Source organism: Nostoc sp. (assembly GCF_036917555.1).
GTDB lineage: Bacteria > Cyanobacteriota > Cyanobacteriia > Cyanobacteriales > Nostocaceae > Nostoc.
Genome location: NZ_JBALDD010000077.1, coordinates 242,245 through 256,902 on the forward strand (window position 1 = coordinate 242,245; position 14,658 = coordinate 256,902).

12 protein-coding genes and 1 pseudogene are annotated in these 14,658 nt (G+C 44.5%); 4 read left to right on the forward strand and 9 right to left on the reverse strand.

Annotated elements, in window-relative coordinates:
- Nucleotides 1-59: 59 nt before the first annotated feature.
- Nucleotides 60-1,139, reverse strand: coding sequence for a zinc-binding alcohol dehydrogenase family protein (locus tag V7K60_RS30520; RefSeq protein ID WP_334931298.1), 1,080 nt, complete (start codon nucleotides 1,137-1,139; stop codon nucleotides 60-62).
- A gap of 110 nt (nucleotides 1,140-1,249) precedes the next feature.
- Here V7K60_RS30520 and V7K60_RS30525 point away from each other — a divergent pair, with 110 nt between their 5' ends.
- Nucleotides 1,250-2,056 (forward strand): helix-turn-helix transcriptional regulator, encoded by an 807-nt coding sequence (locus V7K60_RS30525; protein WP_334931299.1) that lies wholly within the window; start codon nucleotides 1,250-1,252, stop codon nucleotides 2,054-2,056.
- 163 nt (nucleotides 2,057-2,219) lie between these two features.
- Here V7K60_RS30525 and V7K60_RS30530 read toward each other — a convergent pair.
- A pseudogene (locus V7K60_RS30530) lies at nucleotides 2,220-3,107 on the reverse strand (IS5 family transposase).
- Nucleotides 3,108-3,719: 612 nt separating this feature from the next.
- Here V7K60_RS30530 and V7K60_RS30535 point away from each other — a divergent pair.
- The 3 genes from V7K60_RS30535 to V7K60_RS30545 all read left to right on the forward strand — a co-directional run bounded on the left by V7K60_RS30535 (nucleotide 3,720) and on the right by V7K60_RS30545 (nucleotide 7,745).
- A complete protein-coding gene (locus V7K60_RS30535; protein ID WP_334931301.1) occupies nucleotides 3,720-5,042 on the forward strand; it encodes a D-alanyl-D-alanine carboxypeptidase in 1,323 nt (440 codons plus the stop codon).
- Nucleotides 5,043-5,306: 264 nt separating this feature from the next.
- The gene (locus V7K60_RS30540; protein WP_334931303.1) at nucleotides 5,307-6,530 is read left to right on the forward strand and encodes an HhoA/HhoB/HtrA family serine endopeptidase; all 1,224 of its coding nucleotides are present in this window, start codon (nucleotides 5,307-5,309) and stop codon (nucleotides 6,528-6,530) included.
- A gap of 219 nt (nucleotides 6,531-6,749) precedes the next feature.
- Nucleotides 6,750-7,745, forward strand: a complete 996-nt coding sequence (locus V7K60_RS30545) for a WD40 repeat domain-containing protein (protein ID WP_334931305.1) — start codon at nucleotides 6,750-6,752, stop codon at nucleotides 7,743-7,745.
- A gap of 14 nt (nucleotides 7,746-7,759) precedes the next feature.
- Here the strand turns inward: V7K60_RS30545 and V7K60_RS30550 are convergent, their stop codons facing one another.
- The 7 genes from V7K60_RS30550 to V7K60_RS30580 all read right to left on the reverse strand — a co-directional run bounded on the left by V7K60_RS30550 (nucleotide 7,760) and on the right by V7K60_RS30580 (nucleotide 14,546).
- The gene (locus V7K60_RS30550; protein ID WP_334931307.1) at nucleotides 7,760-7,969 is read right to left on the reverse strand and encodes a hypothetical protein; all 210 of its coding nucleotides are present in this window, start codon (nucleotides 7,967-7,969) and stop codon (nucleotides 7,760-7,762) included.
- Nucleotides 7,970-8,181: 212 nt separating this feature from the next.
- Nucleotides 8,182-9,084 carry an MBL fold metallo-hydrolase gene (locus V7K60_RS30555; protein ID WP_334931309.1) on the reverse strand — a complete coding sequence of 301 codons (903 nt, stop codon included), beginning with the start codon at nucleotides 9,082-9,084 and terminating at the stop codon, nucleotides 8,182-8,184.
- Nucleotides 9,085-9,095: 11 nt separating this feature from the next.
- A complete protein-coding gene (gene panD, locus V7K60_RS30560; RefSeq protein ID WP_334815795.1) occupies nucleotides 9,096-9,479 on the reverse strand; it encodes an aspartate 1-decarboxylase in 384 nt (127 codons plus the stop codon).
- 113 nt (nucleotides 9,480-9,592) lie between these two features.
- The gene (locus V7K60_RS30565; protein ID WP_334815798.1) at nucleotides 9,593-10,105 is read right to left on the reverse strand and encodes an inorganic diphosphatase; all 513 of its coding nucleotides are present in this window, start codon (nucleotides 10,103-10,105) and stop codon (nucleotides 9,593-9,595) included.
- A 505-nt stretch (nucleotides 10,106-10,610) separates the two neighbouring features.
- A complete protein-coding gene (locus V7K60_RS30570; protein ID WP_094349221.1) occupies nucleotides 10,611-10,796 on the reverse strand; it encodes a hypothetical protein in 186 nt (61 codons plus the stop codon).
- A 1,228-nt stretch (nucleotides 10,797-12,024) separates the two neighbouring features.
- A complete protein-coding gene (locus tag V7K60_RS30575; protein ID WP_334931311.1) occupies nucleotides 12,025-12,996 on the reverse strand; it encodes a DUF362 domain-containing protein in 972 nt (323 codons plus the stop codon).
- A 128-nt stretch (nucleotides 12,997-13,124) separates the two neighbouring features.
- Complete coding sequence (locus V7K60_RS30580; RefSeq protein ID WP_334931313.1) at nucleotides 13,125-14,546, reverse strand: aspartate ammonia-lyase; 1,422 nt, start codon at nucleotides 14,544-14,546, stop codon at nucleotides 13,125-13,127.
- Nucleotides 14,547-14,658: the final 112 nt, after the last annotated feature.

Below are 14,658 nucleotides of genomic sequence, written 5' to 3' on the forward strand. Positions count from 1 at the left end.
GATCGCTAGAAGCCTCATGAGGCAATCAATACAAGTCATGACTTTACAATTGCAGGAAATTATGGTCGAATCACGGTCATTTTGAAGGGGCCACCATTGGCGGCAGCGTGCGCGACAGCTTTGTTCGCGTCGTCTAGATCGAATACTGTAACGTCGAAGTTGTCCAGCCTCAGAAGACCAGACCGGATCAGCCCGACTAGGCGGATGGCGGCCTCAGGTAGATACATCCACTGACCACGTACGGTGATGCAATTTCTCATGATCCACGGATAGGGCAATTCCAGCCCAGCGCCTCCTAGCATCCCGACACCCCCCATCAACACAACCCTCCCGTAAGGTCGTACCGTCATGATGGCGGCGCGTACCGTCGTCGTACTAACCGAAGGCGGCAGGATATCCAGCACGCAGTCGATCGGGGCCGGTGCCGCCTGCCGCATCCGCTCCCGGTCATCCTCCTCGTTGCCCAAGAGCTTCACAGGTTGGAGACGATCGCCAAAACGACGCGTCAGATCCTCAAGCGTCTTTTCGTTCCGACCCGGTGCAACGACGCATCTCGCCCCCATTGCCAAGGCGACGGCGACGGCCGCACTGCCGAAGTTACCAGTAGCACCGCTGATCAGGATTGTCTCTCCCGGCTGCAAGTTCGCCGCGAGAAGACCGCCATACGGCACGAGAAACGTATTCAGCCCGCACCATCGCGCTGCATCCGCCTCATCAAGCAAACCGATCCGGATGGCGTTTTCCGTCGGTACTAGGATTTGCTCGGCAAAGGGGCCATGACGGAAGTATTTCTGTAGACGCAAGCCTCCTTCACCACGGGCGCTCCAGCCTTGCAGCGTTATGTCGGGCATTAGCGCATCATCACGCGATCGCACAGTAGGATCGCAAAAGACCCAATCGCCGACGACAAGATGCGTCGCGTCCGGCCCGACAGCGCGCACGCGGCCGATCGCCCCGCATCCCGGTACTACAGGCAGATCCAGCAGATATTTTCGCTCGCCGCTAAAGACTTCGTTTGCGTAGGACAGAACAGGGGCTGCCACGACATCGACGATGACCTCTCCTGTGCCCAGGATCGGATCGGGCAAAGTCTCGACAACAAGTGGCGAGCCGAACGCCTTCAATATTGCACCTTTCATGGTCATTCTATTCCATAATATGGAACTATTCTCGCAGGCTTTCCCTGTGTAACAAGGCCTGGTATTATCCTAGTATTGACTAGTCCCTCCTTGAGGATAAAGTAAAGGTCATGGCAGATGCAAGCCGAAACGAATTTGGTGATTTCTTGCGATCGCGCCGAGAAAAGTTGAACCCCAAGGCTATGGGTCTTCCAAACAGGCAAAGACGTCGGACTCCAGGATTGAGACGCGAGGAGGTGGCCGAACTCGCGGGCATCAGCGTTGACTGGTATATCCGGCTAGAACAGGGACGAACTGTCAGCCCTTCCGTTACCACGATTGATGCGTTGGCTAGCGCACTGCGCCTCAACAAGGTAGAACATGCCCATTTGCGGACACTAGCGCAAAACGGCGATCGGCGCGCATTCTCTTGCGAGAGTGTACCCGAAGTGGTTCGACGCATGGTCGAGAGCCTTAATCAGCCTGCCTATGTCACCGGTCGTCGATGGGACATCTTAGCGTGGAATGCCGCAGCTGCGGAATTATTCACAGATTTCGGTCGTCTGTCCAAAGCGGATCGCAATATCCTCACCTATATGCTGACCGATCCGGATGCCCAGCACCTCTTCGGCGCAACCTGGGTTGATGAGGCGAAACGCATGGTAGCCCAATTTCGTATAACATATGACCTTTGGGCTGACGCTCCAGCATTCCTCAACCTCTTGGAACGCCTTCAGCAAGCCAGCCCTGAGTTCGCGATCTGGTGGGAGGCGCACGACATACGCAGCGTCGCGTCCGGACAGAAACTACTGAACCATCCCAAAAAGGGCTTGCTGTGCTTTGAGTATGCTACCTTTCAGTCCAATGACGATCCGGCGCTGAAGCTCGCCATCTATACTCCGTGCGATCTATCACATACCATTTTAGGAAAACCTTGATACAGATAGATTTCTCGTAGTAGTCTGCCAAAGTCTTTTTGACAGGCAAAAAAGATTAAGTAATAAAGGTTTTAAACCCTATAGGGTAACGCCAGGGGGTAAACGTGAGTGTTGAATTGCAGAGGTTACAGAAAGCGATCATTAGACCTCTTGCAAAAGTCGGTCAGGAAGATTTGATTTTGGGAAGAGAAAGCTCGTAATTGTAGAGAGCAGCAATCAGATTAAACCGCAAACTAAATCTTTTTCGGCGATTTCTAGAAGTGAGAGATAAAATTTTAAATACCTTCAACTTCCGATTTACGTGTTCAACTAAAACTCTGATTCTGGCTAACTCTTGATTACTCTTTTTATCTTCATTACTTAACTTAGCTCCTCTGGGCTTTTTCTTAGGAATCCGGCTATTATGATGTAATTTTTGAATACCTTGATAACCTTTATCTCCTAAACATTCGATGTTTTCTTCCAACCTCACCTTCCTATTTTTAAATATACGGAAATCATGCTCTCTACCCTTACCATGCGCGGTACAGATGATTTGACCATTGGCTTGGTCTACCACTACTTGTGACTTGAGCGGAGCCGGAGACGCTCCGCCTCCGGTGTATGCTGTTTCTTCTTCCCACTGGAGAACTTTTTTTGTTTTTTTAGGACGTTCAATTGGGCTTTCTGTCACATCAACTATCACTACTTGTAACTGATAATCAGAATTGAATAGTCTTTTCTTGCCAGGAAGAGTGAACCCTCTAGATTTAACCAGTGTCTCTTCTATTTTTCGGATAATTCGGTATGCCGTAGACTCGTTTACTCCCCAAGATTGCCCAATATGAAAGTAAGTTCGGTATTCTCTCTAATATTCCAATGTCATCAACAATTGGTCTTCCAAGCAAAACTTTCCTGGTCGTCCGGTTTTTTGTTTTGTTCGCTTCTGCGTAGGCGCAGCCCGTCGTAGACATCGCACAGCCTCTAACATCTGGTTGAAAGTCTCCAGACGTACACCACACAAGCGTTTAAAATCTTCTGGTTTCAGGCTCTTTACTTCTTCGTATGTCATAGATGCTACCCAACTCTCATCTACTTGTCCCACGCATCTGGGACTTTTGCAAGAGGTCTAAGCTATACTATTAGAAAAAAATTGGTCTTAAATTTGTTATTAGAAAAGAATCGCGCGTAGGCGTAGCCCGTCGTAGACATCGCTTGCTATACAAAAGCTCTAGAATTCAGAAATGGCAAATGTTTTCGGAGACTGACAGAAGAGGGTTATAGCCGTAGTCACATAGGTTAGGACAGTGTTGATTGCTCAAAGGCTTGAAAAAACTGGGGTTTTACTCAGCACTCAGCACTTTGCTATACGTCACCGATCGCGCAGGATAAAGCCTTTTCTTCTCAGGCTGTCTGCGACACGCTGCGCGTAGCTTGCTTCTTTGCAGGAGTACGCCAACGGCGTAGTATCTGCACAGATCAAAAATATTTTTATTTTCATGCGGCTATCTTCATGAGCAATGGGCATTTTGGCATTGTCCAAGCAAGCCACGAAAACAATATAATTCACCCTACTTACAGATGAGAAAAACACCAGTTATTATGACTCAATACTGATTCTTATAAAAAAGCTTGTATATTAGCACAGTAAACAACGCTTGAGATCCTAACAGAGGAATAAAAAATGCTGGAATTATTGGGTTCAGGTTTGGTGTCGCTTTGGCTGGAAATGGCTGGGGTACAAATCAAACCTCTAGATGCCTTAGATGCACTAACTTGGCAAAGTAGCCCTGGCTTGGTTCTTGCCCCCGATCCAAATCCATCTGGGGCGACTACAGTGCAGGAATATTTGAAAAAGCTGATCACATCAAAAGTGGTGGCGCAAAATCTGGCTGAGAGTCAGGGGATTTGGATGCAGTCGGGGCCCATGCTGATGGCAAATCACCAAGGTACGACACCTCTGCCGGCTGCTTCTTTAACTAAAATTGCCACTTCACTAGTTGCTTTGAAAACTTGGGGGCCAGATTACCAATTTGATACTTTGGTGAGTGTCACTGGGCCTGTGGTAAATGGAGTTGTGCAGGGTGATTTGGTGGTTACAGGCCGTGGCGATCCTTTGTTTGTTTGGGAAGAAGCGATCGCTCTTGGTAATACTCTCAATCAAATGGGCATCAAGCAAGTAAAGGGGAATTTGATTATTACTGGCAGTTTTGCGATGAATTTTCAACGTCAGCCAATGCTAGCTGGTCTGATGCTCAAGCAAACACTAAATCGTGCAACTTGGGGTCGCACTGCTATTTATACACATTCAATCATGCCCAAGGGAACGCCTAAACCTCAAGTTGTGATTGTGGGTGCGGTGAAAGTTGAGGCACAACCAAACCCTGAACAAATTTTGTTACTGCGTCATCGCTCATTGCCCTTGAAGCAACTGCTCAAGGAAATGAACGTTTATAGTAACAACGATATGGCAGAGATGCTGGCAGACTCAGTGGGAGGAGCAACTGTAGTCCAATCAACTGCTGCCAACCTGGCGAGGGTGCCACAAGTAGAAATTCAGTTAATCAATGGTTCTGGACTGGGCCCCGAAAATCGCATTTCCCCCAGGGCTGTTTGTGCCATGTTTATGGCTATTCAAGCGGAGGCATCTCTACATCAACTGAATTTAGCTGACTTGTTCCCCATGTCTGGATTCGACCACCGGGGGACACTACACACTAGACACATTCCCCTGGCGACTGTGATCAAAACTGGCACTCTCCGGGATGTGAGCGCTTTAGCGGGAGTGATGCCCACACGCGATCGCGGTTTGGTTTGGTTTGCTATTATCAACCGTGGGACAAATGTCTGGGGTTTGCGGACTGGACAAGACCAACTTTTGCAAAGTGTTGTCAAACAATTACAACTACCTCCAACCGTTCCTATTGCCCTGACTCCACACTCAGCCATCAACTCTTTACCTCAGCTAGGCGCAGCTAGTCGGAATGAAATATTATACAAAAGTTAGTTCATCCATAGTCTAGAGTTAGAACAGAGAGCGGACTAATCTTGTTAGCAATCCAAAAGTTTTATTGATGGGTAAAAACCGAACTTGTAAAGGGTAAATGTCCATAATAGCTTTTGGGTGAAATTTTCTATTAAGTTGATTACAGGTAGTTCGCAAAATGCCCTAACCCCAGTAGTGGAAACAGGCGAAACCTGAAATAAAAATAACTGTAAATAGATTTGTCACGACTAAGCAACAATTAAGCTTATAAATTAGGTTGTGATTATGCGATTTCCCAAAATATCTCAGTCTTTACGTCAACTAAGTACTCATGTTTTAGCGATCGCGCTAGGAGTTCTGCTAACGGTTAGCACATTGCAGGTGTTACCCTCCCAAGCCGAACCAGCACCCACAATAACTGCTGGAACTGCTGGAGATACTTCAAATCTAATTGCTCAACGGCAATCACCAGCCACTGCTGCGATCGGTAGCACTAGCTTTGTTACAGCAGCAGTGAATCGTGTTGGTTCAGCAGTTGTCCGCATTGATACTGAGCGGACAATTACTCGTCGGGTTGATCCATTTATGGAAGATCCCTTTTTCCGGCGGTTTTTTGGTGACGGTTTCTCCCAACAGATGCCTTCTGAGCAGTTACGCGGTTTAGGCTCAGGTTTCATTATTGACAAGAGTGGGTTAATTTTGACTAATGCTCATGTGGTTGATAAGGCTGATAAAGTAACAGTCCGACTCAAAGATGGCCGCACCTTTGAAGGGAAGGTTCAGGGTATTGATGAAGTCACAGATTTGGCAGTAGTCAAGATTAACGCTGGTAACGATTTACCAGTCGCGCCCTTGGGTTCTTCCACCAATGTCCAAGTAGGAGACTGGGCGATCGCAGTCGGTAATCCTTTGGGATTCGATAATACTGTTACCTTGGGAATTGTCAGTACCCTCAAGCGTTCCAGTGCCCAAGTCGGTATTAGTGACAAACGCTTGGACTTTATTCAGACAGACGCTGCCATTAACCCTGGTAACTCTGGCGGGCCACTATTGAATGGTCAAGGTGAAGTAATTGGTATTAACACAGCCATTCGCCCTGATGCAATGGGTATTGGGTTTGCGATTCCTATTGATAAAGCTAAAGCGATCGCTGCACAACTGCAACGTGATGGCAAAGTTGCTCACCCCTATCTAGGTGTGCAAATGCTAACTTTGACACCCGATCTTGCCAAGCTAAATAACACCGATCCCAACTCTCCTATTCAGATACCAGAAATCAATGGTGTTTTTGTTATGCGAGTTGTCCCCAATTCTCCAGCCGCATCTGCGGGTATCCGGCGCGGGGATGTAATTCTGCAAGTTGATGGTAAAGCTATTACCAGTGCTGAACAATTGCAGAATGTTGTGGAAGACAGTCGCCTTGGTCAAGTATTACAGGTGAAAGTGCAACGGGGTAATAAGACAGAGCAGCTTTCAGTACGCACAGCTGAGTTGCAAAATGCTTCGTAGAACACATGTGTTATTGGTGTCAACTTAAGCATATTAGACAGTCTAGAAAAGCTTTCTCTCGTTCCCAGCCAGAGGCTGGGAATGCCCCCTGTGAGGCTCCGCCTCGTTTACTAGCGGCAGTAGCCCAATGAGGTAGATTTCCCGATTCTACTTTCTTTTCCACCCAAATATGTAATTTAAAAAATTTATTATCGCTGAACTCTTTTCTAGAGTCTGTTTATGTTTCCATGTCTTCATACCTTTGATGAACCTCATTTAGAGTACTTAAACAGCTTGAGCTTAAGCCCAGATGGAATTCTTCTGCTAGGCTGTTTTCACAATCTTGTCAAGGTTTGGGATTTAACCACTGGGAATACCAATCATTCATTTGAACTGCATGGAGATCGGTATGGTCACTTTAATACTTTGGTAAATCCAGACTGGAAAAGCATCATCAGTAATGATAGCTATGGCAATCTCCGAACCTATGACTTTTGGACAGGAGAGGAAGTCTTATGTTTTCAAGGAGATTCCAGTGCTTTAGCATTTACTCCTGATGGAAAAGTATTATTTTCAGCCACCTGCAAAGCTCCTTATGGTACGAATGCCACGATTGAGATTAATGTTATTGAATCCTCAACGGGACAATTACTCCGCACCTTGCTATTTGCAAATGCATATCTTCCAATTCGCTGTTTACTAACCAGCCCAGATGGTAGTATTTTGGTAGCTCAAGCATTTGATCTCCTAACTCAAGTTTGGGATTGGCAAAATGGGCAAGTTCTCAGCACATTTAATGCTCTATCTTCAAATTCTTCCCTCCATTCCCCCAATTGTGTTTGTAGGCATTGGCTTGATGCAGTTGCAACTCGCCCAAATGGTCAAATCATTGCTGGTGTGGCACAAAGGGACAAACCTACTGAAGAAACGACCGTTGCCATTTGGGATATACAAACCACGGAATTCCTTTATACACTTGGTATCAGCCAGCGCGAACCTGATTCGGGTATGCCTCATAATGCTATGACACCTGATGGCTCACTGCTTGCCGTTGGCAATATTAACGAAATTGAAGTTTGGGATCTAGAGAATAGGCAGCAGCTTTGTGTACTGTATGGGCATAAGTCTAGGATTGACAATCTCACAATTAGCCTAGATGGGAAAACCATTGTCAGCTATGCGTTTAATGACAGCATCAAAGTTTGGCATAGTAATGGGAGTTGCCGTAATCATTAAAGCATCTGTCTTAGCTAACCCCGCGTAAATGCTGAAATAACATCTTGGGCTGACTGATGCCGAAATTTACCTGTATGGAAATCAGCTAGGGTTTGTTGGGCATCTGTAGCTATTTCTGCACGACGATTTTCATAGTGGCGGTTTTGTAGAATCTTGATCAGCATTTCTTGCTGCTCGGAGGAAAGTTGCAAAGCGTCTTCCAGCACTTGATTGAGAGTACTCATGATCAAATTAGACTATCAACTCTCAGGTTGAAAATGATTACAAAGTTGAGTAAATTATAGCGTTCTACTTCACAATCTACGAGACAATCCGCCTTTACACACCAGATCGCGCCATCTCGACAGAAAAGCGAATTGACAAGTCAGTGCTTGTGGGTAGCTTGCCGCCGTCAGCATCGTTTTACCACTGATTAAAAACTGCCAATAGAGTCAAATCACTTACCAACAGTTAAAACTAGACCTTCATGGGCTAGTATCGCTTCTGAAAAGGCAGATTTAATATCGACTTGAACTTGGTCAAGAAAATCATCATGGTCATCTGGGTGATGATGAGAAATAGCTAGCCGTTGAACGCCAGCATTCAGAGCTGCATTCACCGCAGCTTGCCAGAGTAAATCAGCAGAATCATGGTTGTGAGATGTAGGCGGAGTATAAGTGGCATTGGCAATCAGCAAGTCAACGCCTTGAATGAACTCTAAAATCCGCTCTCGCTCCAGTTGATCGGCATTCTGGTGCAAATCTGTGATGTAAGCAACACTATATTCTTGCCAAGTAACTCGGTAGCCAACTGACCGCTGAGTTTGATTAATTAATGCAGTTGTAATGATGACATCATCTAACTTCACGTCACTTTCTGGAGTCAGATTGCAAAACTGCAATTCCGACTGCATTACCTGTAAAGGGTAAGGAAAGTGTGGCTGGAGCATCTGATCGTACAGGCATTGTTTGATTGAGGCTCCATTTGAGGCAGCTGTGCCGTAAATATGCAAGCAATTTTCCCCAATAAATGCGGGAGCAAAAAAGGGAAACCCTTGAATTCGGTTTGATTGGCAGTTGGTAAAAAATAAATGGGCTTCTAGTGGCTGTTGCAGTTCTTGCCAAGTTTTACCTAATATGCGTAAGCCAGTACCACCATCAAAAATCAAGCGTTTCCCAGCTACATGTATTTCTACACAAGCGGTATTACCACCATAACGACTGGTATTGCTACTGGGAGTGGGAATCAAACCTCTTACACCCCAGAATTGCACGATAAATTCACCTGCTGGGCTACTTAGCAGGGTAGATGACTTTTCTCTTATGTAGCTCTGGGAATCCGACAACTCAAAATTTGACATTTTCCTTGAAATTAGACCTTACTGAGCAGGTCATCGTAGCGCCGCACTTCCAACAGCCTGTTTTTTTCGTCCACAATGACTACCGTAGGAGAGTAACTTTTTAACTCTTCTGGAGTGAACTGCCCGTAAGTCATTATAATCAAGCGATCGCCAATAATGCCTAGACGTGCCGCACCTCCATTTAGCTCAATTATTCCTGAATGAGCTAGAGCGGGGATCGCATAGGTAATAAAGCGCTGACCGTTGGCATTATTAACTACTTGCACCTGCTCATAAGGTAAAATACCAGCTTTTTCCAAAAGGATTTCATCAATGCTGATACTACCCACGTAGTTGATGTTTGCTCCCGTAAGGGTGCAGTTATGAATTTTCGCCAAAAGGAGAGTACGCTGCATTCTGGTTTGGGTTTGGTGGCAGTTTATGCGATCCGTAAAAAGCAAAAGTAATTAAAGTAAGGAGTTAGGAATAAAAATTCATAACTTTTAACACTTAACTCCTAACTCCTCTATTATCCTCTATAAGCTTTGACGGATTTTTCTACTAAAGCTGCAACCTTGTCCACATCTTGCCAACCGAGAATTTCAGTCACCTTTTTTTCCAAATTTTTATAACTACGGAAAAATTCAGCAATTTCATCTAAGCGGTGTGGTGCTAAGTCTTTCAGGGATTTTACTTGAGTGTAGCGCGGATCTTTGTCAGGAACACAAAGGATTTTTTCATCGCGATCGCCACCGTCAATCATCTCCAAAAAACCAATCGGTCGCGCAGCAATAACGCAGCCGGGAAAGGTCGGCTCGTCAATTATGACCATACCATCTAGGGGATCGCCATCATCAGCCAAAGTATTGGGTACAAAGCCGTAGTCATAAGGATATTGTACCGAGGAATAAAGTACTCGGTCTAGAGCAAAAGCTTCTAGTTCCTTGTCGTATTCGTATTTATTTTTACTTCCGCCAGTAATTTCAATCAGAACGTTGATTAGACCCGCTTTCGGTTGGGCAGGAATACGAGATAAATCCACAAAAAACTCCTCTGATAACACTGAATCATCGGGGCACTCAGTCAGCTTCGCTCCCCGTGTAGAATTTTAGGGCAATATGGATCTCTTCCCAAGGTATTTGTTCTACGGCATAGGGGACTGGGGACACAACTCTTGGAGAAGCTGTGCCAACAACAAGCGGTAGTTGAGCATAGTCAAACTCAGTGCATCTCTGGGGATAGGGGACTGGGGAAGAAACTTTTAGCTGTAACCTATTCCCTTGAATTAGCCAAAAAATAGAAAAAGCGTTACGAGCAAACTTCGCAACGCTTTTTCCAAAAGGGTATTATGGATATCCTTCGCCCTTAATTGCTGTTAGAGGGATATTTTGTCCTGACTTTTTTAAGACAACTGAAATCTGGAGTCACACAATCCAGATTTAGCTTATTCTTAACGAACTACACCCACATCTAGAGAGATTGTCTACAAAATCGTGTTCTGCTTTTTTGTAGATATCCTCATGAGGAAATGCGACTGGGAAGCTCGATCAATCTTGATTTCCTTGTATGTTTTGGATCAGAGGTTGCTGGTTATTTTGAACATTAGTTGAAGAATAGTGGGCGATGACAAATACGGGTAGGGTAAGAGTCAACAGAGCGATCGCAGTTCCCACAATGTCTGCCAAACGTTGGGAATATGTATCGGCATTGGCAGACTGGCTATTTGAATTCATACAAAATTGAAGTTCTTCGTAACACTGTGTAGATTTACTCTCTGAGTGAGAGTATTAATGCTATTTTAGCTATTTTTAAACTGTAAAATGTGTAGCATTCTACAATTTAAACCAGTTATACAACTGTCATAGTAGCCTTTTTATACATAGACTTCTTAATACAAAGTTACAAGTAAACAAATCATGTTTTATTTTGTAATTAATATTTTCAGATGTTTCCCTGCATGGTGTAACGGGTTGCATACGCAAAGCCGACTTTGACAGCATCATAAGTTACATTTTTTCGCTGATTAAAGATTAATTAGCAAAACATATTTATCCGATACTTCATGATTATAACATCCTACAACGCCTTTGATAAGGTCATTTTACTGAAATTGCTAATTTGTGATACAGGACACAAAACCGCAATTGCACGGAATATCTCTCAGTGCTTTTGATTGTTATATGGTAGTTATACACAAAAATATTTGACACCAGAGAAGAAATAGACAGGAATGATTTTTGTAACCAATGATAACTACCGAATAAATACAGATGCGTCAACTGTATAAGGCAGAATGGATTCAGTGATATCACTAAACAAATATTTAATAATTTTAATTTTGCAATCTATGTAATATCACAGCAATTTTGTCAATCTATATAAAGGTAGAGTAAAAAAAGTTTTAGAAGGTGGCGTAGACATTTAGTGGGTTATTACCAAACTTTCATCATATCTGAACAAAAAACCTAATCCCAATTTCCAGATCCTAAATCCGTATAACTTTTGGATAAATTAAAATCTAAGACGAAAAATTGTATAACAAATTAATCAGCTAAAAAAACCGCCACTAAATATAATAGGGCGGTCTGGTTAAGCAATCGGAGGGTAATTACAGATTACTCTGCTAATAAATGAAATTGCTGTAACGACATTTGCACTAAATTGAGGATTGGGGATTGGGCACAAGAGACAGAGGTGCAAAGGGGCAGAGGGGAAAACTTACTGCAACATCTCCTCTGCTCCCCTGCTCCCCATTGGTGTCAACTTAAGCTCAAGCAGCTTGTCCCACATACGCTTTACCCCACCCCCAACCCCTCCCCGATGCTTTGGGGAGGGGCGGTTTTGGCTTTAGAAAAAACCGGGGTGGGGTGACGTGGTGAGTAACCCTAAGTGAATGAACTCAATATCAGGTCTTGACAAGGGTTTCACATTAAGTTAACACCAATGCCCATTCCCCACTCCCTACTCCCTTCCATAAACACTGATTGGTTCCTTGATAAATCGGGTGTAAAGATGCTTAAACGTAGACTTAATTACGCGGGGCATACCAAAATCAATGGGCATTAACTTGTCTGGTAGCCGCCAATCTTCTATTTTTAATAAGTCAGGATTTAAATGCGGAAACTCTATGGCAGCAAGTTCTGGACAAACTCCTAGCCTTTGGGAAGCTGCGACTGTGGGCACTTGTTCAGGAGAAACATTGAGGATTTCTACCATTGCCCGATCTAAGGCAAATATATCTGATGCGGCTGCTAAAATGCCCAGTTGGCGAGGTTCCCCGTTGCTGGGGCCATTACCTTCATGACCGATGATACCATCTAATATGGTTAAGTCAGGGTTAATCGCTCTGGCAGTTTCTACTAACATTTCACCAAATCTATTTGCGTCTTTTCCCGCTTCCATGTGCCACCAAGCTTTCATTTTGCCGGGGACACAACCAAACAGGTTTTTTACGCCCAGTGTTAATGTCAACTGAGCATGTGATTTCACTTTGGGTAAGTTAATCACTACATCTGCTTCCATTGCTTCTTTAGACAGGCGCAGATGGTTAAAATTGTCACTGACAGTTTGGTAACGCTGACCGTGAAAATCGATGATGGGAAGATTGAGTTCTTCTAAAATAGGCAGATAGCCATTTGCTATTGCTACGCCCTTGGCACTACCAAAAGCAGGACTATCGCCCAAAAATGGCTTACCGCCAACCTCAATTACCATTTGGGCAACTTCGTAAACTAGTTCGGCACGGGTGATACACTCTTTACCAGGACGCGATCCTGTAAGTAGATTCGGTTTGAGTAAAACGCGATCGCCTTTTTTCACAAACGCTGCTATTCCTCCAAAAGGTTCTAAGAGAGTGATTAAAGATTCCCGTAAAGCCTCTCGTTTGTAGGATGTAGCCTGAATGAGACTTACAGCTGGTTTTTGAGTCTGCATGGATAGATAGGGAATAGAGGATAGGGAATAGGGGACAGGGGAGCAGGGGAGCAGGAGAGGCAGAGGGGAGCAGAGGAGAATAATTAATTCCCAATTTCCAATGCCCAATGCCTAATGCCCCATAACTATTATTCTGTTTTGAGCGGTAAGATACCACTCATTTGTTCTAGATTTAACACTGTGGCTAAATCTGTTTCATTCATCAATCCGCGTTCTAAAACAATCTGCCGTAGGGATTTACCAGTTTCTAAAGATTCTTTAGCAACAGCCGCGGCATTTAAATAACCGATATGGGTATTTAGTGCAGTTACTAAAGCTAAACTGCCTTCGGCATAATCTAAACAACGTTCTTGATTAGCAGTAATTCCGCCAATGCAGCGTTCAGTGAGTGCAGCGATGGTATTGCCGAGAATTTCGATACTGTGAATTAGGTTATAGGCAATCAGCGGCATCATCACATTTAGTTCTAATTGTCCGGCTTGTGCGGCTAAAGCGATCGCACTGTCGTAACCCATCACCTGAAAACACACCATTGATGTCATCTCTGCCATGACTGGGTTATATTTCCCTGGCATAATTGAGGAACCGGGTTGCACTGGAGGCAGTTGAATTTCTTTCAGGCCTGTTTTAGGTCCTGAATCCATCAGCCGTAAATCGTGAGATATTTTAACTAAATCCTGAGCTAAATTCCGTAAAGCACCGGAAACATTCACAAATGGCGCCATACTCTGCATAGCTGCCATGAGATGGGGCGCAGGTTCTAAAGGAGTATCGATCAATTCTGAAAGAACTTCTACCACACGGGCGCGATACAGAGGATGAGTATTTAATCCCGTTCCGGCTGCACTACCTCCCAAACCCAGCACCATCAAATCCCCAGAGGCGGTATAAATCCGGTTTTGGTGTTCTGTAAGAATTTGCGCCCAAGCCCGAAAATTCTCACCCAAACGCACAGGTACAGCGTCTTGTAAGTGAGTTCTGCCAGATTTGACGATATCTTGAAATTCTACAGCTTTGTTTTCTAAAGATGCGATCGCCCCATCTATTGCTGGCTGTAATGTCTTAGATAATGCCAATAATCCACCAATGCGAATTGCGGTAGGAATCACATCATTGGTAGACTGCCCATAATTAACGTGGTCATTGGGACTAACACGTTTGTAATTGCCCTTTTCTTCACCGAGTATTTCTAAGGCGCGATTTGCGAGAACTTCGTTGAGATTCATGTGGTGGGATGTTCCAGCACCCGCCTGATAAACATCCACAACAAATTGATCGCGGAACTTTCCAGCTAAGATTTCATCAGTTGCTTGCACAATCGCCTGACTAATATCTTGGGGAATGCAATTCAGTTCCCCATTCACTACTGCTGTAGCTTTTTTAATTATCAATCCGGCATCTACGTAAGTAGCTAAAGGCTTGATGCCGCTAATCGGGAAGTTTTCGATAGCTCGTAGCGTTTGAATACCGTAATAAACGCTACTAGCAATTTGGCGATCGCCCATCGAATCGCGTTCGATGCGGAATTGGGAATCTGTGTGTTCAGTCATAGTATTGTTTTAGGAGAGCTTCAGAAGACAGATTTTCCCACGCAGTTACACTCAGATACACTAATCTGCATATATTTTGCATATTTGCTTGGCTGCTTGTTGCTTTAAACTT